This is a genomic window from Nonomuraea sp. NPDC005983 (assembly GCF_040614375.1).
Lineage (GTDB): Bacteria > Actinomycetota > Actinomycetes > Streptosporangiales > Streptosporangiaceae > Nonomuraea.
Window position 1 is genome coordinate 1 of the sequence record NZ_JBEXUP010000145.1, and the last position, 21,821, is coordinate 21,821.

The window sequence follows — 21,821 nt, forward strand, 5'->3', positions numbered from 1 at the left end:
CGCCGGACGCGCCGGCCACGTCCGCGAGCGGCGCCTCGGACGCACCGAGCCCCGCGGCCCCGAGGGTGCGCAGCGTGGCCAGGGCGACCAGCGCGTAGACGACGAGCGTGACGCCGAGGGCGATGCCGATGGCGCGCGGGATGGTCCTGGACGGGTCGCGCACCTCCTCCCCCAGGGTGGCGATCCTGGCGTATCCGGCGAAGGCGAAGAACAGCAGCCCGGCCGCCTGGAGCATGCCCCACACGTCGGCGCCGCCGGACGGTGCTAGATGGTCGCCGACCGGCGACGGTGCGTGCGGGGTGCCGAGCAGCCCGGCGGCGACGAGCGCGGCGAGGACGGCCAGCACGAACGCCACCATCACCCTGGCCACCATGGCGGACCGTTGCACGCCGTACAGGTTGAGCACGGTCACCCCGACCACGGCGGCGATGGCGAGCGGCCTGGCCAGCGCCGGCGCGGCGTACGCGGCGAAGGTGAGCGCCATCGCCGCGCAGGACGCGGTCTTGCCGACGGTGAAGCCCCACCCGGCGAGGTAACCCCAGAACGGCCCGAGCCGCCGCCGGCCGTACACGTACGTGCCGCCGGACTCGGGGTACAGCGCGGCGAGCCGGGCGGACGACGTGGCGTTGCAGTACGCGACGACGGCCGCGAGCGCGAGCGCGGCGAGCAGCCACGGCCCTGCCGCCGAGGCCGCGGGGGCGAACGCCGAGAACACCCCCGCCCCGATCATGGCGCTCAGCCCGACGGCCACCGCGTCGGAGGTGCCCAGCCGCCGCGTCAGCCCCTCCGCCACCCGCTCCTCCTTCAGCTCTCAGGCAGGATAAGGGGGCGTCCCGACGGCCTCCCCAGCGCCCGGCCCACCCGGGTACGCAGCCCACCCCGCGCACGGCCCGCCCCCGGCGTGCAGCCCGGCGTGCGGCCCGGCGTGCGGCCCGGCCCAGGGCGCGAACCGGCCCGGCGTGCGGCTAGTGACCCGCCTCCGGGCCAGGTACGACGAGCACGGGCCGGTGCGCGTGGTGCAGGACCCGGTCGGACGTGCTGCCGAGCAGCAGCGAGCGCACCCCGCCGAGCCCCCGCGTGCCCGTCACGATGAGTGTCGCGTCGATCTCCGCGGCGACGTCCACGATGGTGGACCAGACGGCGATCGAGTCGAGCTCCACCCGGGGTGTCGCGTCCAGCCCGGCCTGCGCGGCCAGTTCGGCCCCCTGTTGGGCCAGTCCCCGCATCGCGTCGCCGATCGCCTGGTCGTCGGCGGCGGTCGCGTCGAACGTCATCGCGAGGCCCACCGAGGCGCGGGCCGAGGTCATCGCCAGCCGCTCCCACACGGTCAGCACGACGGCGGGCTGGCCCTTGAACAGCGTGCCGGCGAAGGTGATCGCGGCCTTGGCGTCGTCGGAACCGTCGTACGCCACCAGGATCGTCATCTCACGCACTCCTCAGTCTCGGTCAGCTTCCCTGCCCTCCTTCCACCGCTGCGCCGTTTCACGCCTGACGGGCGGGTAGCCGGAGGTCGTGACCGTGACGAAGGTCCAGGAACCGCCCCTGGCCGGCCGTGACCGCGAGCGGGACGCTGCTACGCCAGGATGGGCGAAACGCCACTCTGGGAGCACTGAGGGGCGGGCCTGAGCCTCGACAGCCCCGCGAGCGCGAGCACGCCCAGCTCGGCGACGACCACGATCCGCTGGATGAGACCGGCGGGGATGTCGTCGTTGCTGAGCGGGATGCCGAACATCCGCACCACGTACGGGACCACGACGAGCACCAGCGCGCCGAGCGCGACGACGCTCAGCGCCCGCATCGCCCTGGCGTAACGCGCCTGCGCCCTGGCCAGCAGCAGGCCGGCGAGCGGCATCACCAGGAAGGCGGCGAACGCGGCGTAGCGGTGGATGCCGCCTGACAGCGAGAGCGGGACGCCCGGCCGGTCGGTGGGGAAGGCGCCGATCAGGAACATGCTCGCGCCCCACGCCAGCAACAGCAGGAACACCCAGCGCCCGGCGCCCGACCTGCGCAGCGCCTCGGCGATGAACGCGGACCCGATGGCGAACGAGGTCAGCGCGGTGGGAAGCAGCCAGCCGGAGGACTGGAACGCGTACTCGCTGATCACGCTGTGCAACGGGTCGAGCCCCGCGCTGGCGTGCAGGGTGAGCATGGCACCGGTGCCGGTGCCGATGGCCGCGAATCCGCTGGTGAGCAATCCCTTCATGTCTTAAAGCTCGCGTAAGGCGGGCTTTGCGAACATCGGAGATCAACCCCAAGGAGCCCTGAGCAACCCCCTACTACCTTGGGTGTAGACCCTGGGGGAATTCCCGGCTGACCTGCGCGGAGACGACCCTGGGTAGTGCCTGCCTCCTCAGGGTCGGCAGTGCCCGCACCACCGGATTTGACTTGGAGTGCACTCTAAGGGCGACTCTGGTGACATGACGATCCAGGAAGCCGCGCAGCGGTCGGGGCTCACCGCCCACACGCTGCGTTACTACGAGCGTATCGGGCTCATCCCCTCGGTCGGCCGCAACGTCAGCGGGCACCGCGACTACGCCGAGCGGGACCTGGAGTGGCTGCGGTTCCTCACCAAGCTCCGCACCACCGGCATGCCCATCGCCGACATGTGCCGCTACGCGGATCTGTCCCGGCAGGGGCCGCACACCGCGCCCGAGCGGAAGGCGATGCTGGAGCAGCACCGCGAGCGCGTCGAGGCCAGGATCGCCGAACTCACCCAGGACCTCTCCGTCCTGAACCACAAGATCGACTCATATGGAGGGCACGCGTGAAGACGCGCACTCTTGGTAATGGCGGCCCGCAGGTCTCGGCGCTGGGCCTGGGCTGCATGGGCATGTCCGAGTTCTACGGCCAGGGCGACGAGCAGGAGTCCATCGCCGTCATCCACCGGGCGCTCGACCTGGGGGTGAACTTCCTCGACACGGCCGACATGTACGGCAGAGGGCACAACGAGCAGCTCGTCGGCCGGGCCGTCAAGGGCCGCAGGGACGAGGTCGTGCTGGCCACCAAGTTCGCCATCAAGCGCGACGGCGACACCCGCACGGTGGAGAACAGCCCCGAGTACATCAGGGCGGCCTGCGACGCCTCGCTCCAGCGGCTCGGCGTCGACCACATCGACCTGTACTACATGCACCGCCGTAACGCCGACGTGCCGATCGAGGAGTCGGTGGGGGCGATGGCCGAGCTGGTGCGGCAGGGCAAGGTCCGGCATCTCGGCCTGTCGGAGGTGAGCGCCGAGACGCTGCGCAAGGCCAACCAGGTCCACCAGATCGCCGCGCTGCAGAGCGAGTACTCGCTGTTCACCAGGGGCCTGGAGGCGGAGATCCTGCCCGCCGCCCGCGAGGTGGGCACCGCGCTGGTGGCGTACTCGCCGATCAGCCGCGGCTTCCTGACCGGCGCCCTGCCCCCCGCCGACCAGCTGCCCGACGACGACTTCCGCAAGTGGTTCCCGCGCAACGTGGGCGAGAACGCCGCGCACAACGCCGCCCTGGTGGCCCAGGTACGGAAGATCGCCGACGCGGCCGGGATCACCGCCGCGCAGCTGTCGCTGGCCTGGCTGCTGGCCCAGGGTGACGACGTCATCCCCATCCCCGGCACCAAGCGGATGAAGTACCTGGAGGAGAACGCCGGCGCCGCCGACATCACGCTCACCGCGGAGCAACTCGCCGAGCTGGCGCGGACGGTTCCGGCCGACGCGGTCCGCGGCGAGCGCTACCCGGACATGACGCACATCGAGAACTGACCTCGGGCTGCGTGGTCAGGGCAGGTCGAAGTAGACGCGGATCGCGGTGCCGCCCTGGCGGGTGTGGACGCGTACCAGGTCGCTGAGCAGGTTCACGATGAGCAGCCCGCGCGAGCCCGCCACGCGCGGGTCGACCGGGCTGCGGCCCGCCAGCGGGTCGGTGATGTGGCCCGTGTCACTGACCTCGCACACCAGGCGTCCGTCCGCGGACCAGGACCTGAACAGGCCCGACCCGCCACCGTGGTCGAGGCTGTTGGCGCCGAGCTCGGCGACCGCGAGCCTGACGTCGTCGAGCCTGGCCCCGGTGAACCCCGCCGCGGCGGCCTGGGCGGCGGCGAGGCCGCGCACGTCGGACAGGTTGGAGCGGTCGAAACGGAGCTCGGTGAAGGCGTCGGGCTCCGTGAGCGGCTGGTTGTAGCCGTCGACGACGTCCTGCGGGGCGTACCGGTCGCTGGGCCGCTCGCCGTCGGCGTCGCGGAGCACGGGGTGGGTGACCTCGGCGTCCTCCAGCACCGCCGGCTCGAGCCCCGCCAGGTCGTACGGGCACAGGATGGTGACGTGGCGGCCGGCGAACGCGTAGTTGATCAGCGCCTCGTGCTGGGCGCAGGCGGGATACTCGGTCGCGGTGCGTCCGGGCCAGATGGGCTCGCCGACGATGCGGACGTGGTCGTCGGGGTGGCGGTCGGCGAAGTCGCGCAGCACGGCGGGGATGATCCGGCCGGGGTTGCGGCCCGCCTTGGTCATGTCGAGCAGCAGCACCTTGTCGGCTTCCGCGCCGAGTTCGGCGCGGATCAGCGCGAGGTTCCGTCCGGGCACCGACACCGCCACCGGCTCGCCCGCGGCCAGCCCCTCACGGACGAAAGCCGCGGTGGCGGCCACGTACTCCCGGTCGCCCCGATAGAAGAGGGCCGGGTGGACGAACGGTTCAGCCAACATCAGTCCACACGCTACCCGGCGATGTGCACTTCATGGCCATCTGTTGAACATTCCGGGGTTGAGCTGGCGTTTCGGGGTGCCGGTTACCCTGACGAGCCGTCCGCGAGGCGCAGGTTCACCCACTGGTGGAACGCCGAGATGTGGTGCTCGCTCGGCACCAGCACGCCGCCCGTCCGGTAGGCCCGTGACGCCATGCCGGGCTGGGTCCGCTCGCAGGCGTCGAAGTCCTGCTCGTTGACGCGGTGGAACAGCTCGACCGACAGCGACAGGTCGGCGCCGGAGGCCACCACGTCGGGGTGGTAGAGCCAGTCGCACTCCACGACCGTGCGGTCGGCGGCCAGCGGGAACATCCGGTGCACGATCACGTGGTCGGGCACCAGGTTGACGAAGACCTGCGGCTTCACGGTGATCGCGTAGTAGCGGCGGTCCTGCTCGCGCGAGACGTCCGGCAGCTTGCCGAAGCCGGGGCTGCCGTCGACGGTGAACCCCTGGACACGCTCGGCGAACTCGGCGCCGTGGCCCACGTAGTACTGCGCCGCGTAGCCGCCCGCGAACTCGGGCAGGACGGCGGTCAGCTCGGGGTGGATCGTGGCGCAGTGGTAGCACTCCATGAAGTTCTCGACGATGAGCTTCCAGTTGGCCCTGACGTCATAGCGGACGCGGCGGCCGAGCGCCAGCTTGTCGACGTGGTAGTGCTCGATCGCGGCGGGGTCGCCGAGCCGTTCGGTGGCGGCGGCGGTCACGGTCTCCTCGAACGAGGGCGGCTCGTCCGCCAGGCAGACCCAGGCGTAGCCGAGCCATTCGCGCAGGTTCACGGGGATCAGCCCGTAGGCGACGCGGTCGATGTCGGGCATCTTCGCCAGGTTCGGCGCGGCTGCCAGCCTGCCGTCGAGGTCGTAGGACCAGGCGTGGTAGACGCACCTGATCGTCCGTTTGACCTCGCCGTGCTCCTCCACGCAGAGGCGGGCGCCGCGGTGCCTGCAGACGTTGAGGAAGGCGCGTAACCCCCCGTCGCGCCCCCTGACGACGATCACGCTCTCCGTGCCGACCTGGACGGTCCTGAAGGCGCCCGGCTTGCCAAGTTCGTCGGACCTGACCGCGCAGAACCACAGGCTTTCGAAGATCTTGGCTTGCTCCTCGGCGAACACCTCTGGGTCGGTGTAAGAGCAGCCGGGAAGCGTGGAGATCAAGCTGGTCAACCGACACCGCCTTGTTGCGTATTACGCACCGAGTTGCCCTATATGCGACATGGTCAGGCGGGCCCATGGGGCTGTCAAGAGGGAGTTGCCGGCCTGGCGCGGCCATCAGGTGTACGCGCTGGTCACGAGCGGGTTCGCGACTACCGGGGCCTGCTCGGTCTGCCGCTCCGGAGCCCGGGGAGATCGTCCAGGCCCTGCCGTACGGCTTTACGCCAGCCTGACACCAGTGATGTTAGTGAGGTGCAAGTGACGGTCAAGGACTGGTCCATACTGTCTCCTTCGTCATAAAACCTACGAAGGGCACCAAGTAATGACACCCCCTCGTCGTCGCCTCGCCATCGCGGTCGCGACGCTTACCCTTGCCGGCCTCACCACCGCCTGTGGCGCGATCGGCAACGCTGTCGACTGCAACAAAGTCGGCCAGGAAGTCACGACGATCATGACTGACTTCAACGGCTCCATGTCCAAGGTCGCCACCGACCCCAAGGCCCTGGAAACCGCTGGTGACGAGGCCGCGGCCAAGGTCAAGGAGCTTGCCAAGGGCTACGACGGCGAACTCGCCTCGGCCCTCGACGACCTGGCGACCGGGCTCGACGGAATCAAGATCGACGCCAAGGACCCGAGCGCCACCCTGGACTCCGTCCAGAAGATGCAGGGCTTCATCACGAAGATCGAGAGCGCCTGCAAGTGATGACTTCCCCGGCCGCCGTGCCGCCTGTGGGGGGCAGGTCGGCGCGGCGGCCGGGGCCATCCACATGAAACCGGTCTACCCTTGTCGCCCGTGACGGGCGACACGCTGGCGGCGGAGTCCGGGGCACCCGCCGCCATCTCCACCCCCCGCTGGCTGGCCTTCGGCGGGCACCGGCTCAGGCTGGGCGTGATGTGCGTACTCGCCGCCACCGCCTACGCCGTCATCGGCCTGGTCAAGCTGGCGACCTTCCGCGCCACCACCTTCGACCTGGTGATCGTGGACCAGGCGGTACGCAACTACGCGCACTTCCGCCCGCCCCACATCCCCGTCGTCGGGGCCTTCCACGGCCGGGGGCTCGACTACCTGCAGATCGTCGACCACTTCTCCCCCATCTACGCGCTGCTCGCGCCGTTCTACTGGGTCCACGACGGGCCCGGGTCACTGATCGTCGCGCAGGCGCTGCTGTTCGCCGCCGCGATCCCGTTCATCTGGCTGTTCACCCGGCGCGTGCTCGGCACCGCCCCCGCCTACCTGGTGAGCGTGGCGTACGCGCTGTCGTGGCCCGTCGCGCAGGCGATCGCGTTCGACGCGCACGAGGTGATGTTCGTCCCGCTGCTCACCGCCGTCATGATCGAGCGGTACCACGCGGGCAAGGCGCTGCCGGCGTTCGCGGCGATGTTCGCGCTCGTCCTCGTCAAGGAGGACATGGGGCTCATGGTGCTCGGATTCGGGCTTTACCTGTTCGTCACCGGCGACCGGTTCAGCGGGCTGTGCTGCGCGGGCATCGGCGTCGGGGCCGTGATGCTCACCAGGGGCGCGCTGATCCCCATGCTCGGCGGCGACACCGGCGACTTCTGGGCCTACGGCCACCTCGGGCCCGACGCGCCCAGCGCCATCCTGGCGATGCTGCGCGACCCGCTCTCCACGCTGCTGCTGCCGTTCAGCGACGAGGCCAAGGTCGACACGCTGTTCCTGCTGGCCTGGCCGACGCTGCTGCTCTGCCTGCTGTCGCCGCTGTCGCTCGTCGCGCTGCCGCACGTCCTCGAACGCATGCTGTCCGACCGCGCGCTGTGGTGGCAGGCGGACTTCCAGTACAGCGCGTTCACGGTGGTGATCCTCTTCCTGGCGGGCGTCGACGGGCTGTCCAGGCTGCTGCGCTGGGCCGGACGTCCGGGCGACCGGCGGCTCGGCCTCGCCTGGGCGGCGGCCGTGTGCGCCGTCGCCGTCACGCTCGTGCCGCGCTTCGCCCTGGACCAGCTCTACCATCCGAGCTTCTACCAGGCCGACCAGGTCAAGACCGCCGCCGCCCGCGCGGCGGCGGCGCGGGTGCCGTCGGGCGTCCAGGTGGAGGCGGTCAACTCGCTCGGCCCCGCGCTCACCTCGCGCACCACCGTCCTGCTGTGGACCGCCGAGTCGCACGGCTCGCCGTGGGTGGTGGCCGACACGTCCCGCTGGGAGTTCCCCTTCGGCTCCGCCGAGGACCAGGCCGCGCAGGTCGGCAGGCTCCTGTCGGAGGGCTACAGCAAGGTCTTCGAGCAGGACGGGTACGTCGTGCTGCGGAGAACCTGAGAACCGGTGTTCAGCGCGATGGGGACGACGGTCGCGGACGTGCCCCGCGGGCGCGGGCGTACGCGGCGTCGAAACCCGACAGGACCGTGGGCCAGGAGCCCGCGGTCGGCGGGTTGGCGCGGTTGTGCGCGGAGATCGACTCCCGCAGCGCGGTGTCGGTGCACAGGCGGCTGACCGCCGCCGCCAGGCCGGGCAGGTCGCGGCCCAGCAGGCCCTCCGTGCCGTGCCTGACGAAGTCCGCGACGCCGCTCTGGGCGCGGGCGACCACTGGCAGACCCGCCGCCCTGGCCTCCAGGGCGGCGATGCCGAACGACTCGCGTGGCGCCGGCGCCACGAACACGTCGGACGACTCCAGAACCTTGGCGATCTGCTCGCGGCTGTACCGGCCGGGCAGCGAGACCCACCCGGTCATGGCGTGCTTGGCCAGGTAACGTTCCATCGAACCGCGGGCGGGCCCGTCGCCGATCACCGTCGCCCGCAGCGGGATCGAGGCCGGGACGCGGGCGCGCACCTCCCGCAACAGCCGCAGCAGCCGCACGGGCTGCTTGCGCGGCGCCAGCCGTCCGACCGCGACGATGTGCACCTCGCCACGCGGCTCCCCGGCGACCTGCGGCCCGCCGCCCGGCTCCGTGACGTGGTCGTCTTGCGGACGCCAGCCCGTGAGGTCGAGGCCGTTGGACACCACGTGCACGGGCACCCCGCGGCCGGCGACCGCGCGGATCGGCGCCGCCGCCGCGTTGCTGACCGTCGTGCCCACCAGCCCCCAGCGGTGCCAGCCCGTCGCCAGCCGCAGCAGCCGGTAGAGGCCGCGGGTGACCGGGTCCCACATGCTGTGGACGGTCACCACCACCGGCAGCCCGGCCCGTACGGCGGCGCGCACCCCCATCCAGGCGAACGGCGAGACCGCGCCCGCGTGGACGTGCACCACGTCGGGCCGCGACGCGACCATCCGGCGTGTGAGGTGCCCGACTCCGAACGGGTGCACCGGTAGGTCGAAGGGCATCCTGGCGACGATCCTGTGCACCCCGGGCAGCGGCTCGCCCCTGGTCGCCGTCGCGACCTCGACGTCGTGCCCGGCCTCGCGTTGAGTCCGGACGAGGTCGGCGACCTGGACCTCGATCCCCCCGAGTCGCGGCAGGTAACAGTCACTCACGTGAAAGATCCGCACCCCTCCCAGACTAATCTGGGCGTGTGCCTCCACGTACCGCTGTGTTCTTCCACGCCCACCCCGACGACGAGGCCCTGCTGACAGCGGGCACGATGGCGATGCTCGCGGCCGAGGGGCACCGTGTGGTGCTCGTGGTGGCCACGGCGGGCGAGCGCGGGCTGGCCGAGATGGAGCCGGGCGACGAGCTCGGCGAGACGCGGCTCAAGGAGCTGTACACGTCGGCCGCGCTGCTCGGCTGCGCCCGGGTGGAGTGCCTCGGGTACGGCGACTCGGGGCTGAGCCCGAAGGGCGGCATCGCCGAGGAGCGTCCCGACAACGCCTTCATCGACGCCGACTCGGAGGAGGCCGCGAAGGCGCTGGCCGCGATCCTCGAGGAGGAGCGGGCCGACCTGCTGTCCATCTACGACCCGGCGGGCGGCTACGGGCACCCCGACCACGTGCAGGTGCACCGGGTGGGCAGGCGGGCGGCGGAGATCGCGGGCACGAAGATCGTCCTGGAGGCGACGGTCAACCGCGACCCGCTGCTCAGGCTGCTGCGGATGGCGGGCAAGGTCTACAGGTTCCCGCCGGAGTTCGACGTGCGGACGTTCGAGAGCGCGTACTCCTCCAGCGAGACCATCACCCACAGGGTGAACGTCAGGAAGTACGCTCGGCAGAAGCGGGCGAGCATGGCCGCGCACGCGTCCCAGGCCACCGGCGGCGACAGCGACCGCACCCTCGCCGTCATGCTGAAGGTTCCGGGCCCGCTGTACCGGCTGGTCTTCGGCACGGAGTGGTTCGTGCGGCGCGACCTGCCGCCGGGCACCCGGCTCAGTCATCCTTTCGAGCAGTGGCCAAGATGAGACTCCTGTATGACTCCACGGGGCTGTGCGAGGGGCAGACTGGACCCCGATGAAGAACAAATGGCTCCAGCTCACACTGTCGGCGTTCTCCCTGGCGCTGGCGGTGCTGCTCGTCGTGTACCTGCCGCAGATCGTCCACACGCTCACCGGCAAGCCGGTCTCGTGGCGTGAGATCGGCGCGGTCTTCAGCACGCTGAACGTCGGCATGATCGCGCTGATGACGGCGCTGTGGCTGCTGAGCCTGTTCGCCTACACCTTCGTGCTGACCAACTCGCTGCCCGGCCTGAACAACCTGCAGGCCCTCACGCTCAACGCGGCGGGCAGCGCGGTCAGCAACCTGCTGCCCTTCGGCGGCGCGGCCGGGGTGGCGCTGACCTTCGGGATGACCAGGGGCTGGGGCTTCGCCAACCGCCCGATCGTGGTCATGACGCTGGTCAGCGGCGTCTGGAACACGCTGTTCAGGTTCATCCTGCCCGCCGTCGGCATCATCGGGCTGCTCATGGCGGGCGAGGTGCCCAACCCGACGGTCGCCAAGGCGGGCTGGGTCGGCGCGATCTCCATCCTCGTGCTCTGCGTGGTGGTCGCCGCGGCCCTGTACTGGGACCGCGCCGCCGCCCTGCTGGGCCGCGCCCTCGACTTCCTGGTACGCCTGACCCGGCTGAAGTTCCACGCCTCCGACGCGCTGCACCGGCTGCGCAAGGACACCGCGCAGATCGTCCACACCCGGTGGCTCGGGCTGTCGCTGGCGATGGTCTTCTTCCTCGGCTTCCAGTGGGCGATCATGGTCGTCTGCATGTACGCCACCGGCGCCTATCCGGGGCTGGCCCAGTCGGTCGCCGTCTTCGCCCTGTCGCGGGTGCTGACCAGCGCACTGGTCACGCCGAGCGGCGCGGGGATCATGGAGAGCGGCGTGGTGGTGCTGCTGACCGCGTTCGGGGTCGACCCCGCTCCGGCGACCGCGACCGCACTGCTCTTCGGCTTCTGGACTTACACTATCGAGATCCCGTTCGGCGGTCTGGCGCTGGGCGCGTGGGCGCTCCTGCGCAGGCGCAACGGCCGGAGCACCGCCGCGGAGCCCCCGTCCGCGATCTCGAAGGCCCCGCAGTGAGAATCCCAAACAAAACAAAGACCTTGTGCGTGATTCGGAAGCCCGCATAGCGTGGCGGCTGACATGGTGGCGTTCCGGGTTCTGGGGCCAGTCGAGGCGTACGAAGACGACGAACTCGACCTCGGCGGGTTGCGGCAGCGGGCCGTGCTCGCCCGCCTTCTCGTGGCCAGAGGTCAGGTCGTCCCGGTCGACATGCTGCTCTACGACCTGTGGGCAGACGACACGGCCAAGGGCGCGCAGTCCGGTTTGCAGGTCTACATCTCGCGGCTGCGCCGGGTGCTCGAACCCGGCCGCCCGCGTGGCGGGCCCAACCGGCTGCTGGTGACCGTCGCGTCCGGCTACGCGCTGCGGGTGGCGGCCGACCAGGTCGACGCGCTCAGGTTCGAGCAGCTGGTCCGGGCCGCGGGTGAGCACCTCGAAGAGGGCGACCCGCAGTCGGCGCGCGGCCGCCTGGAGAAGGCGCTCGGCCTGTGGCGCGGCACGCCCTACTCCGACTTCGCCGACCAGCCGTGGGCCGAGGCCGAGGTCAACAGGCTGACGGAGCTGCGGCTGGTGGCGCGCGAGCGGCACGCCGACACCGGGCTGCGCCTCGGCATGCACGCCGAGACCGTGCCCGACCTGGAGGCGCTCACCACCGAGCACCCGCTGCGCGAGGAGGGCTGGCGGCTGCTCGCCCTCGGCCTGTACCGCTGCGGCAGGCAGGGCGACGCGCTGGCGGCGCTGCGCAGGGCCAGGGGCATCCTCGCCGACGAGCTGGGCATCGACCCGGGGCCCGCGCTGCGCAAGCTGGAGTCCGACATCCTGGCCCAGGCCCCCGAGCTGGAGCTGGCCACGCCGACGCGTCCCAGCAGGCCCGCGCCGGTCTCCGACACCTGGCCGCCGAGGCCGACCGCGCTGGTCGAGCCGCCGCCGCTGGAGCCCGAGCCGTTCGTCGGGCGCGACGCCGAGCTGGCCAGGCTGACCACGGCCGCTGGCCGCACCGGCCGGTTCGAGGTCGCGATCGTCACGGGCGTCGCGGGGGCGGGCAAGACCATGCTGCTGCGCCAGCTCGAGGGCAGGCTCACCGCCGACGGCTGGATCACCGCGTCGGGTGCCTGCCCCGACTCCAGCGCCACCCCGCCCGGCTGGGCGTGGGTGGAGATCCTGCGCACGCTGGTCGCCTCCACCGGCGCCGGCGAGTACTCCCAGCTCCTCGCGCCGCTGCTCGACGACGCCGCCCCCGATCCCGACGACGACGAAGTGTCGGGCGGCTTCCGCCTGCACCGCGCGGTCGGCGGCTACCTGGCGGGGGTCGCGCGCCGCGCCCCGATGCTGCTGACGCTCGAAGACCTGCACTGGGCCGACGACCAGACCCTCGCCCTGCTGCGCGCCCTGCCCAGCCTGCTGGCCACCAGCAGGGTGCTGCTCGTGGTCACGTGCCGCGAGAGCGAGCTCGACGACCGCCAGTCCGACGTGCTCGCCGCGCTGGCCAGGCTCGGCCCGGTGCGGGTGGGCCTGTCGGGGCTCGACCCGAAGGCCGTGGCCGAGCTCGTCAGGGCGACGTGCGTACGCGAGATCGACGAGGACGCCGTCAGCTCCATCGTGGAGCGCACCGGCGGCAACCCGTTCTTCGTCCGCGAGACCGTCCGGCTGCTCGACTCCGAGGCCGCCGCCGCCGGCCGGGCCAGCGCCGCCGAGGTGCTGTCGCGCGTGCCCTCGGGCGTGCGCGACGTGCTGCGCAGGCGCATCTCGCGGCTGCCGGCGGGGGCCCAGCAGATCCTGCTGCAGGCCGCGGTGATCGGCCGCGACGTGGACGTCGACGTCCTGGTGGACGTGGCCGGCGACGAGGACGCCGTCGTCGAGGCGGTCGAGGCGGCGCTGCTGGCCGGGCTGGTCACCGAGCCTGGGCCGGGGCTGCTCAGGTTCGACCACGACCTGGTGCGCGACACGATCTACTCCGACGCCTCGCGGCTGCGCCGCACCCGGCTGCACGCGGCCGTCGCGGCGGTGATCGAGCGGCGCGCGCCGTCCGATGTGGCGGCCCTCGCCCACCACTACTTCCTCGCCGACGCCGCCGACAAGGCGGTGCACTACGCGGGGCTGGCGGCGGAGCAGGCCGAGCGGCGCTTCGCGCACCGTGAGGCGGCCACGCTGTGGGAGCAGGCCATCGCGGCCTTCGACCGCACGGGCGGCGACACCAAGGAGCGGCTGCAGCTCATGCTGCGCCGGATCAGGGCGCTGGCGCTGTGCGGCGACATGACCGCGGCCCGGCTGCTGCGGCGCGAGGCCATGGACGCCGCGCTGCCGCTGGGCGACCTGGAGATCACCGCGCGGGTGGCGGCGTCGCTGGCCGTCCCGCACAAGGGGATGGCCCGCGACTTCACCCGCACCGCCTGGGAGATCGTCGACGTCACCGAGAAGGCGCTGATCGAGCTGCCCGAAGGGGAGCAGACCCTGCGCGCGAGCCTGCTCACCACGCTCGCGCTGGAGCTGGAGGGCTCGTCCTCGCCCGAGCGGGGCCGCCAGGCGTCGCTGGAGGCGCTGGAGCTGGCCAGGCAGAGCGGCGACCCGACGCTGATCGCGGCGGCGCTGAGCGGGCGGCTGCGGCAGTCCTACGACATCCCGGCGGTCGACACGCGTGAGAGCATCGGGCGCGAGCTGCTGGAGGTCGCCCAGCGGTCCGGGCAGATGGCCACCCAGGCGCTGGCGCACCTGGTGCTGCTGGAGTGCGCTGCGGCGCGCGGCGAGTTCGCGGTGGCCGACGAGCACGCGGCCGCCGCCGATCGGCTGGCCAAGCAGTACGACCTGTCGGCCCCGGCGGCGGTGTGCGCCTGGTACGCCGGGCAGCGGCTGATGATCGTGGGCGACTACGCGGGGGCCGAGCGGGCCTACCGCGACGCGGCCAGGATGACCGCGCGGGCCGGCATGCTGGAGGGCCGTCAAGACCTCCCGCTGATCACCACGTTCTGTCTGCACCTGGTCGCCGGCCGGGCGGCGGAGATGGTCGAGGTGCTGGCCGAGGCCCACCAGCGCGGCGCCAAGTGGACCCTCGACGCGTACGCGCTGGCGCTGGCGTCCTCGGGCCATGTGGCCGACGCCAACGCGGTCGCCGCGGTGCGCCCGCCGGTGCGCCCCGACTTCCTGTACGAGCTGGCGATGACGTGGCGGGCGCTGGCGGGGATGCTGCTCGACGACCGGGAGCGGATGGTCGACTGCTACGACAAACTCAAGCCGTTCGCCGACCGCGTGGCGGGCGCGGGCACCGGGGTCGTGGCGCTGTGGCCGGTGGCGCTGACGCTCGGCGACCTCGCGATCAGGCTCGGCCAGCCCGACGCCTCGCGCGCCCACTACGAGAAGGCGCTGGAGGTGGCGGAGCGGGTGGGCGTGCCGCGCTGGGTGGAGGCGGCGCGGCGGTCGGTCAGCAACTCACCTGGAAGCGGTCGCTCCTGATGGTCTTAGCGCCCTCGACGGCCAGTTCGACGCGGTACCAGCCGGGGTTGCCCGTGACATGCGCCTCCCAGTCGACGGCGCGCCCGGTCCCGGCGAAGCCCGCGTGGTGGGCCAGGTAGGTGTGCCAGGTGCGGGTGTCGGGGCTCCAGCGGGCCAGCCGCCAGCTGTACCTGACCGCCTGCTCGGCCTGCTCGTCGCCGACCAGGGCACGGGCGGAGAACGCCCTGACGCAGCCGGGGCCGCCGGGCAGGGCGCTGACGGAGACCTTGCCCGCGGCGGGGGGCCTCTCGACGGCGATGGGCCGGGTGATGGGCAGTTCGCGAGCCGACAGGCTCACGGTGCGGTCGGCGGGATCGGGGGCGGAGCTGGCGATCCCGTAGGCGGAGAGACCGGCGTACGCGCCGGTGAAGGCGAGCGCCGCCACGAAGAGCTTGGCCGCGTTCGCCGAGCCGGCGGCCAGGACCGTTCCGCTTCTCGTTGCCATGGTCGATACCCCTTATCCCTTAATTCAAAGAAATAACCGACAAGGATTGAGGGTTGGTTGCCGGTGGGTTGCACCCTGCTGTGAGGTGGCCAGAAGCTTGCACGGTGAACTAAGGTAAGGCTGACCTAATGATCGCTTTGGGAGGGTGATGACCTGATATGCAGGTGTTGGCTATCACCATTCCCATAGATCCAGTTGGCCCGCTCTGGCTGGGTGCTGTCCTGCTCGTGGGCCTGTTCGGAGCGTTCCAGGCGTACTACTGGATCGGCCGCAAGCTCGGCGAGAAGCTCTACGACTCGCGCATCGGCACCCGACTCGGGCGGGAGCGGATCGCGAAGATCGAGCACATCGTCGAGCGCTGGGGAGCCCTCGCCGTCTACGGCTGCTTCTGGGTGCCGATGCTGCGGCACACCCTGCCGTGGGTGGCGGGAGCGTTGCGGGTGTCCTACCCGTGGTACGTCGTGGCCAGCGCGCTGGGCTGCCTGACGTGGGCGCCGATCTGGTGGCTCGGACTGACCGCGCTGGTGTTCGGCTGGTTCGAGCTCGCCGCGCGCTCGCCGATCACGGCCGTGGTCGTGGGGGTCGCCATCCTCTCGGGGGTCGTGGCGTTCTTCTCCTGGCGTAGGAAGAAGCGCGCCTCCGAGGCGGCCTGAGGGCGTCCGCGCGAGCCCGCCGACGGCGGGATTTCTCCGGCGAGGGGCCGAGATCGGTCAACCGACCCCTGATCACCTGTCACCATATTTGGCATGCATACTGGGGGTTTGATCGGCTCCGCGATTCTCGTCGGAGTCATGGGTGTCGGCGTGGCGTCGCCCGCTCAGGCGGCGGACGCTCCGGCCGTGGGAGCCAGGTCCGCCTACGTGATCGACTCGGCGGGAACGATCCACTTCAACAAGCGTGAAACGAGCCGTGTCCCGGTCGCCAGCCTGGTAAAGATCATGACCGCGTACGTGGTGCTGCGCGAGGGCCGGCTGAGCGACACGATCACGATCACGGCGAGCGACGTGCGGCACGCGGTGCGGAGCGGCGCCACCACGGCCAGGCTCAAGAAGGGTGAACGCCTGACGACCAGGGATCTGCTGTACGGATTGATGCTGCCGTCAGGGGCCGACGCCGCCAGCGCGCTGGCCCGCAGGTACGGCCCCGGCAACGACGCCTTCGTGGCCAAGATGAACGCCGCCGCCCAGCGCCTCGGCCTGTCGGACACCCGCTACACCAACCCCGACGGACTGCCCACTCCCGGCAAGGGCGGCTATTCGACCGCCGTCGACCAGGCCAAGCTGACCAAGGTGGCGCTCGCCGACTCGACGTTCAGGACGGTGGTCTCGCGGGAGGTCCAGAAGATCCCGAAGACGGCCGTCCACCGGGCGCACACCTGGCGCAACACCAACAAGCTGCTGGAGAGCGCGTCCGGGATCATCGGCGTGAAGACCGGCTACACGAACGCGGCGGGCTTCTGCCTGGTGTTCGCGGGCGAGCGGAGCGGCAGGGTGGTGATCGGGGTCCTGCTCGGCGACAAGGACGCCCGCCGCTTCAGCACGGCGGAGAAGCTCCTCGACTACGCGGAGACCCAGATCTCGGGCGGCTGAACCGGCGACGGGCGGCTCAGGGCCCACAGTTGGGAACGGGGTCGAGCCGGCCAGGGACCCCCGGCGCGTAAAGATCCCGGCAATCGGGCCATGTCGGGGTGGTTGGGCGCCGGGCGGGTCGGCGAGCATGGCCGGCGTGACGCGCAATCCGGGCCGGGTCGCGGAGTCGCTGCTCCTGCTGGGGCTCACGACGGTCAGCGGGATGGTGGACGCGGTCGCCTATCTGAGCCTCGGCCATGTCTTCGTCGCCAACATGACCGGGAACACCGTGATCCTGGGCTTGGCCATCGGCGGCACGCCCGACTTCAGCACGCTCGGCTGCCTGGTCGCGCTGGTGGCCTTCGCCACCGGGGCCATCGTCTCCGGACGCCTGTGCAAGGCGCTGCACCAACGGTGGCTGCTGATCTCGCTGCTGGTCGAGTCCGTGCTGCTGGCGGCGGCCACGGCCGTCGCGTTCGCCGACGCCCGCGCCCAGTACCCGATCATCGCGGCCCTGGGCCTGGCCATGGGGATGCGCACCGCGACCGTCCGCCTGACGGGGGTGTCGGACATCACCACCACGGTCATCACGAGCACCCTCGCCTGGCTCGGCGCGACCTCGCCGCTGGCAGGCGGTCACAGCGTGGGCGCGGCCCGCAGGCTCGGCGCCATCGCCCTCTTCCTGGCGGGCGCGACCGCCGGCGCCTGGCTCGTGCCGCGCACGGGCCCGGCCGTCGCGCTGCTGGTGGCGACGGCCGTCGAGGTCCTCGCCACCCTGGCCTACACAATCCTCCCCAAACCACCCGCCCCGTCAGCCGCACGCCCCCGCTGACCGCCCGCTCGCCATCTCAGGCGCCGGTCGAGGCGAACGCGAGGATGCGCTCGACCACCAGGCCGGGCACCTCCTGCGGCACGCCGTGCCCGACTCCCGGCACGATCTCGGTGCGCACGAGCGACGGCATCAGCCGTGCCCTGGCCGCCGCCCGCGCCGGCCGCAGCAGCATGCTGCGCCCACCGAGGATCACCTGCGTGGGGACGGTCACGCGCCGCAGTTCGTCGTCCGTGAACGGCCGGGCGGGACGGCGGTTCGGGCGGAACGACCAGGCTCCCAGCATGACCGGCGCCATGATCTCCGGACGTTCCACCAGCGCGGCATCGGCCAGCACCCGGGCCAGCCACGGCTTCCACGACGTCGGCGCCTGCATCGCGATCACGCCGGCGAACAGCGAGAGCACGAACTTCGGCGGCACCTTCTCCAGGCCGCCGGGGTCGAGCAGGGTGATGCCGGCCAGCCTGTCGTTGCCACGGATGCCCTGATTGAGGGCGAGCCACCCGCCGTAGGAGTGGCCGACCAGGTGGACGCGGTCGAGCCCGAGCCCGTCGAGCACCTCCCCCAGCCACACGGCGGCGTCGCGGGACCCGGTCACGGGTTCGCGCTGCACGCTCCCGCCGGGGTCGTCGATCGTGTCGACGGCGTGCACGGGATGCTCGCGCCCCAGCCGTTCCACCAGCCCGTACCAGGTGGACGCGTTGGCGCCGTGCCCATGGAGCAGGACGATCGGTTCGCCGGGCCCGGCGCCGTGCCGGTGGACGCGGGTCGTGCCGAAGCTCGTGTCGACGTCGAGGAAGTCACGTTCGTCCGGCCACAGGGTCATCGCCTTGTCGTAGGCACGCAGGAAAGCGTCCCTGGACTCGCTGGTGGTGAAGCGCCCGACCTGGTCGCGGCTGCCGCCTTCGGTCATCTCGGCCTCCTGGTACAGTTGTATCGGATACAGTTGTACCAATTTTCGGGCAGTCTCGTCCATAGGGAGATTTCGAGTGGCGGATCGCGAGCGGCGGCGGCGTGAGATCGCCGACGCCCTGCTACGGGTGGCGGGCGAGCGGGGGCTGCACGCGGCGACGATGCGGGCGGTCGCCACCGAGGCGGGGGTGTCGCTGCACCTCGTCCAGCACTACTTCGAGACGAAAGAGCAGCTCATGCTGTTCGCGCTGCAACAGCTGGCCGAGCGGATGGCCGAGCGGGTGCGGCGCCGGTTCGCGTCGGTCGAGCCGCGCCCGCGTGACGTGATCGAGGCCATCCTCACGGAGGCGCTGCCGACGGACGCGGAGAGCCGCACGTTCCACCTCGTCTACACGTCCTACGCGGTGCTGGCGGCCACCGATCCGGCGCTCGCCGCGCACCCGTTCATGGCCGCGCCGAACGCGATGGAGGACTTCCTCACCGCCCAGCTCGGCAAGGCCCGGCCGGACGTTCAGGACCTCCGCCTGGAGGCCGTGGCGCTGCTCGCCATGTCGTCCGGGCTCGGGACGAGCGTCCTGCTCGGGCAGCGCGACGCCGAGGACGCCCTGTCCGTGCTGCGCCACCAACTCGACCGGCTCTGCCCCTAAACGACCAGCAGGCGACGGCGGGCGTCCACGGCCCGCGGTAGGCGCGGCAACCGCTTACCCCCAGCCTCAGGGATTACGGCGCTCGGCCGTCGCATTCCCGGGTTCCGCGGGCGATCGCATCGCTACAGTTGATCTCCACACAACCGAGGATGGCTGCATGGCGGAGATCATCGAGGTCCGTACGACGGTCGTGGGCCACGACAAGGCTGTCGAGCTGACCCGGAGTCTTCTCCTGTCCGGGCTGGCCGCCTCCGTCGACATCTCCCAGGCGACGCCTGCCGGGGAGGACGTCACCTGGCAGCTGGCCATCGCCACCACCGAAGACCTCCTTCCGGCGCTGTACGAGCACCTCGGCGAATCGACGCCCTGAAGAACCGACGCCGTGAAGAACCGACGCCGTGAAGAATCCGGGCAGGAAGCCCGCCCGCGCGATCTCCCGGGCACGCCCGCCCGCGCGTGCGCTTTGAAGCATTACAGAGTGGCATGTCGGTAAAGTGAGGCTTGACCGTAGATGACTGGTAGTAGATAACGGTATTCCGGCACGGGCAGCAAACCCGGACCCTCGGAGACGCCGATGACGAGTGTCGCCAGTCCCATGGTCGGACGTGAAGCGCAGTTGCGAGCACTCCTCGGCGCGATCACCCAACCGCCCGCCGTGGCCCTGGTCGAGGGTGAGGCGGGGATCGGCAAGACTCGGCTGGTGCGGGCGGCCATCGACGTCCTGCGCGACGGCGGGCGCACCGTGCTGCTCGGCCACTGCCACCAGCTCAGGGAGCCGTTCCCGTACGGCCCGGTGTTCGACGCGCTGCGCCACGTCGCCGCCGCCCTGCCCGCGACGGAGGCGCTCAACCCGGTGACCGGGGCGCTGCGCGGCTATCTCCCCGAACTGGCCGGGCACCTGCCGCCGTCGCCACCGCCACCACCGGTCGACGACCCGCGAGCCGAGCGGCACCGCCTGTTCCGCGCGGTCCGCGCGCTGCTGGACGCCGTGGCGCCCGCCGTGCTGGTGGTAGAGGACCTGCACTGGGCCGACGACGGCACCCGGGACCTGCTGCGGTTCCTCACCGACCAACCGCCCGAGGGCCTGGCGCTCGTGGTGACCTTCCGGCGCGAGGACCTGCCCGTGCCCGGGCTGCCGTTGGGCCACGCCTACCGGCATCCGCCGGGCGCCAACAGCCTGGTGATCTCGCTCAAGCCGCTGGACGTCGAGGCCGTCAGAACCCTGACCAGCGCGCTGCTCGGCCGCTCCCAGGTGACGGAGGGCTTCGCCGCCCGGCTGCGCGAGCGGACCGCCGGTGTGCCGTTCCTCATCGAGGAGGTCGTCCGCTCGCTGCTCGACGGCGACGGCCAGTTCCCCGGCGGCGTGGAGGAGCCGGAGGCGCTCGACCGCGTCGCGGTGCCGCTGCTCCTCCGCGAGGCGATGGCGGAGCAGCTCGCCGGCCTGTCGCCGGCCGCGCTGCACGCGGTGCACGCAGCCGCCGTGCTCAAGCTGCCCGCCGACGAACCGCTGATCGCCGCCGTCTCCGGCATCGCCGCCCCCGCCAGGTCGGGCCTGCGCGAGGCGCTCAAGGCGGGCGTCCTGATGGAGCACCCCGACAGCCACTACGGCTTCCGCCACGCGCTCGCCCAGCAGGCCGTCTACGACGCGATCCCCGGCCCCGACAGGCGGCTCACCCACAGGCGGGCCATGCCGGCGCTCGCCGCGCTGGACCCGCCGCCCCTGGTGCAGCTCGCCTACCACGCCAGGCGCGCGGGCGAGTACGCGTCGTGGCGGCGGTACGGCGGCGCCGCCGCGGACCAGGCGGCGGCGCTGGGCGACGTCCCGCTCGCGGTCGAGCTTCTGGAGGGCATGCTGGCGGACCCCAAGCTGCCGCGCGACGCCCGCGGCCCCCTGGCCCTCCAGCTCAGCCGGCTCGCGGCGATCGGGCTCTCTCACCGGCGCGCCGTGCGGATGCTCCGTCACCTGCTGTCGGACGACTTTCTGTCCAGGGAGGTCCGCGGCGAGGCCAGGCTGAACCTGGGCGTGCTGCTGTCCAACCAGGCGGGCGCCATCGCGGCGGGACGCCAGGAGGTCCTCGCCGCACTCCCCGACCTGGACGGCAGGCCCGGCATCGCCGCCAGAGGGCTGGCCCTGCTGGCGATGCCGACATGGGGCCGCGAGCCGATCTCCACCCACAAGAAGTGGATGGACCAGGCCGAGAGCCTCCTCGTCGCCGTCGCCGACGAGGACCGCGAGCTGACAGCCACGGTGTACGCCAACAAGGTCACCTTCGCCATGCTCGTGGGCTCGCCCGACGCCTTCGCGCTGGCCGACACGCTCCCTGTGAACGACCCGTCGGCCGCGGTACGCAGGCAGGTCGCGCGCGCCTACTCCAACCTGTGCGACGCGGCGACCGCGCTCGGCCACTACGACCCGGCCGACCGGTTCGCGAGCGAGGGCAGACGGATCGCCGAGGAGTCCGGCGCCCTGTACCCCGCCTACCTGGTGGAGGTGTCGTCGATCAGGCTCGACTGGCTGACCGGGCGCTGGGACGGCCTTCGGGAGCGGGCGGCCGCGGTGGTCGAGATGACCCCGGAAACGCCGCTGCTCGGCGTGGACGCCTGCCTGACCGACAGGCACGGCAGGAAGAAGCTGTTCCTCATCACGCTCGTCCTCTACCTGGTGGCGACGCTGATGACCGCGCTGTCGTTCAGCGCCTG

21 protein-coding genes are annotated in these 21,821 nt (G+C 71.8%); 13 read left to right on the forward strand and 8 right to left on the reverse strand.

Annotated features, from left to right (window positions below; translation table 11 throughout):
• From ABZ297_RS38680 to ABZ297_RS38690, 3 genes are all read right to left on the reverse strand, one after another.
• Nucleotides 1-730 (reverse strand): APC family permease (locus ABZ297_RS38680; RefSeq protein ID WP_355356921.1); only part of this gene is annotated, 730 nt, incomplete at its 3' end.
• Between the two features lie 235 nt (nt 731-965).
• The gene (locus tag ABZ297_RS38685; RefSeq protein WP_355356881.1) at nt 966-1,424 is read right to left on the reverse strand and encodes a universal stress protein; all 459 of its coding nucleotides are present in this window, start codon (nt 1,422-1,424) and stop codon (nt 966-968) included.
• A gap of 149 nt (nt 1,425-1,573) precedes the next feature.
• Nucleotides 1,574-2,203, reverse strand: coding sequence for a DUF998 domain-containing protein (locus tag ABZ297_RS38690; RefSeq protein ID WP_355356883.1), 630 nt, complete (start codon nt 2,201-2,203; stop codon nt 1,574-1,576).
• 214 nt (nt 2,204-2,417) lie between these two features.
• Here ABZ297_RS38690 and ABZ297_RS38695 point away from each other — a divergent pair, with 214 nt between their 5' ends.
• Both ABZ297_RS38695 and ABZ297_RS38700 read left to right on the forward strand, forming a co-directional pair.
• Nucleotides 2,418-2,768, forward strand: a complete 351-nt coding sequence (locus ABZ297_RS38695) for a MerR family transcriptional regulator (protein ID WP_355356885.1) — start codon at nt 2,418-2,420, stop codon at nt 2,766-2,768.
• Entirely contained in the window at nt 2,765-3,739 is a 975-nt protein-coding gene (locus tag ABZ297_RS38700) for an aldo/keto reductase (RefSeq protein WP_355356887.1), read from the forward strand. Before ABZ297_RS38695 ends, ABZ297_RS38700 begins: the two co-directional genes overlap by 4 nt.
• A gap of 15 nt (nt 3,740-3,754) precedes the next feature.
• Here ABZ297_RS38700 and ABZ297_RS38705 read toward each other — a convergent pair whose 3' ends face one another.
• Nucleotides 3,755-4,675 (reverse strand): anti-sigma factor RsbA family regulatory protein, encoded by a 921-nt coding sequence (locus tag ABZ297_RS38705; protein WP_355356889.1) that lies wholly within the window; start codon nt 4,673-4,675, stop codon nt 3,755-3,757.
• Nucleotides 4,676-4,758: 83 nt separating this feature from the next.
• The gene (locus ABZ297_RS38710; RefSeq protein ID WP_355356891.1) at nt 4,759-5,874 is read right to left on the reverse strand and encodes an aromatic ring-hydroxylating dioxygenase subunit alpha; all 1,116 of its coding nucleotides are present in this window, start codon (nt 5,872-5,874) and stop codon (nt 4,759-4,761) included.
• A gap of 310 nt (nt 5,875-6,184) precedes the next feature.
• Here ABZ297_RS38710 and ABZ297_RS38715 point away from each other — a divergent pair, with 310 nt between their 5' ends.
• Together ABZ297_RS38715 and ABZ297_RS38720 are read left to right on the forward strand one after the other, a co-directional pair.
• A complete protein-coding gene (locus ABZ297_RS38715; protein WP_355356893.1) occupies nt 6,185-6,565 on the forward strand; it encodes a hypothetical protein in 381 nt (126 codons plus the stop codon).
• 90 nt (nt 6,566-6,655) lie between these two features.
• Nucleotides 6,656-8,134, forward strand: coding sequence for a DUF2079 domain-containing protein (locus ABZ297_RS38720; protein WP_355356895.1), 1,479 nt, complete (start codon nt 6,656-6,658; stop codon nt 8,132-8,134).
• 10 nt (nt 8,135-8,144) lie between these two features.
• On the opposite strand, the gene ABZ297_RS38725 is transcribed toward ABZ297_RS38720, so the two are convergent.
• Nucleotides 8,145-9,287, reverse strand: a complete 1,143-nt coding sequence (locus ABZ297_RS38725) for a glycosyltransferase family 4 protein (protein WP_355356897.1) — start codon at nt 9,285-9,287, stop codon at nt 8,145-8,147.
• Between the two features lie 38 nt (nt 9,288-9,325).
• On the opposite strand from ABZ297_RS38725, the gene ABZ297_RS38730 reads away from it, so the two are divergent.
• From ABZ297_RS38730 to ABZ297_RS38740, 3 genes are read left to right on the forward strand one after another with little or no spacing between them, the layout of a single operon-like run.
• The gene (locus ABZ297_RS38730; RefSeq protein WP_355356899.1) at nt 9,326-10,144 is read left to right on the forward strand and encodes a PIG-L family deacetylase; all 819 of its coding nucleotides are present in this window, start codon (nt 9,326-9,328) and stop codon (nt 10,142-10,144) included.
• A gap of 49 nt (nt 10,145-10,193) precedes the next feature.
• On the forward strand, nt 10,194-11,252 hold the full coding sequence (locus ABZ297_RS38735; RefSeq protein WP_355356901.1) for a lysylphosphatidylglycerol synthase transmembrane domain-containing protein: 1,059 nt from the start codon (nt 10,194-10,196) through the stop codon (nt 11,250-11,252).
• A 51-nt stretch (nt 11,253-11,303) separates the two neighbouring features.
• On the forward strand, nt 11,304-14,681 hold the full coding sequence (locus ABZ297_RS38740; protein ID WP_355356903.1) for a BTAD domain-containing putative transcriptional regulator: 3,378 nt from the start codon (nt 11,304-11,306) through the stop codon (nt 14,679-14,681).
• Here ABZ297_RS38740 and ABZ297_RS38745 read toward each other — a convergent pair.
• Complete coding sequence (locus ABZ297_RS38745) at nt 14,650-15,165, reverse strand: hypothetical protein (RefSeq protein ID WP_355356905.1); 516 nt, start codon at nt 15,163-15,165, stop codon at nt 14,650-14,652. The genes ABZ297_RS38740 and ABZ297_RS38745 overlap by 32 nt on opposite strands.
• 158 nt (nt 15,166-15,323) lie before the next feature.
• Between ABZ297_RS38745 and ABZ297_RS38750 the strand changes: the two genes are divergently transcribed.
• The 3 genes from ABZ297_RS38750 to ABZ297_RS38760 all read left to right on the forward strand — a co-directional run bounded on the left by ABZ297_RS38750 (nt 15,324) and on the right by ABZ297_RS38760 (nt 17,565).
• Nucleotides 15,324-15,818: a VTT domain-containing protein gene (locus tag ABZ297_RS38750; RefSeq protein ID WP_355356907.1), complete on the forward strand. Its 495-nt coding sequence runs from the start codon at nt 15,324-15,326 to the stop codon at nt 15,816-15,818.
• Nucleotides 15,819-15,911: 93 nt separating this feature from the next.
• Nucleotides 15,912-16,754, forward strand: a complete 843-nt coding sequence (locus tag ABZ297_RS38755; RefSeq protein ID WP_355356909.1) for a serine hydrolase — start codon at nt 15,912-15,914, stop codon at nt 16,752-16,754.
• Between the two features lie 136 nt (nt 16,755-16,890).
• Nucleotides 16,891-17,565, forward strand: a complete 675-nt coding sequence (locus ABZ297_RS38760) for a YoaK family protein (protein ID WP_355356911.1) — start codon at nt 16,891-16,893, stop codon at nt 17,563-17,565.
• Nucleotides 17,566-17,581: 16 nt separating this feature from the next.
• Here the strand turns inward: ABZ297_RS38760 and ABZ297_RS38765 are convergent, their stop codons facing one another.
• On the reverse strand, nt 17,582-18,475 hold the full coding sequence (locus ABZ297_RS38765) for an alpha/beta fold hydrolase (RefSeq protein ID WP_355356913.1): 894 nt from the start codon (nt 18,473-18,475) through the stop codon (nt 17,582-17,584).
• A gap of 76 nt (nt 18,476-18,551) precedes the next feature.
• Between ABZ297_RS38765 and ABZ297_RS38770 the strand changes: the two genes are divergently transcribed.
• The 3 genes from ABZ297_RS38770 to ABZ297_RS38780 all read left to right on the forward strand — a co-directional run.
• The gene (locus tag ABZ297_RS38770) at nt 18,552-19,121 is read left to right on the forward strand and encodes a TetR/AcrR family transcriptional regulator (RefSeq protein WP_355356915.1); all 570 of its coding nucleotides are present in this window, start codon (nt 18,552-18,554) and stop codon (nt 19,119-19,121) included.
• 157 nt (nt 19,122-19,278) lie between these two features.
• Nucleotides 19,279-19,491, forward strand: a complete 213-nt coding sequence (locus ABZ297_RS38775; RefSeq protein WP_355356917.1) for a hypothetical protein — start codon at nt 19,279-19,281, stop codon at nt 19,489-19,491.
• 204 nt (nt 19,492-19,695) lie between these two features.
• A partial coding sequence (locus ABZ297_RS38780; protein WP_355356919.1) for an AAA family ATPase occupies nt 19,696-21,821 on the forward strand: 2,126 nt, incomplete at its 3' end.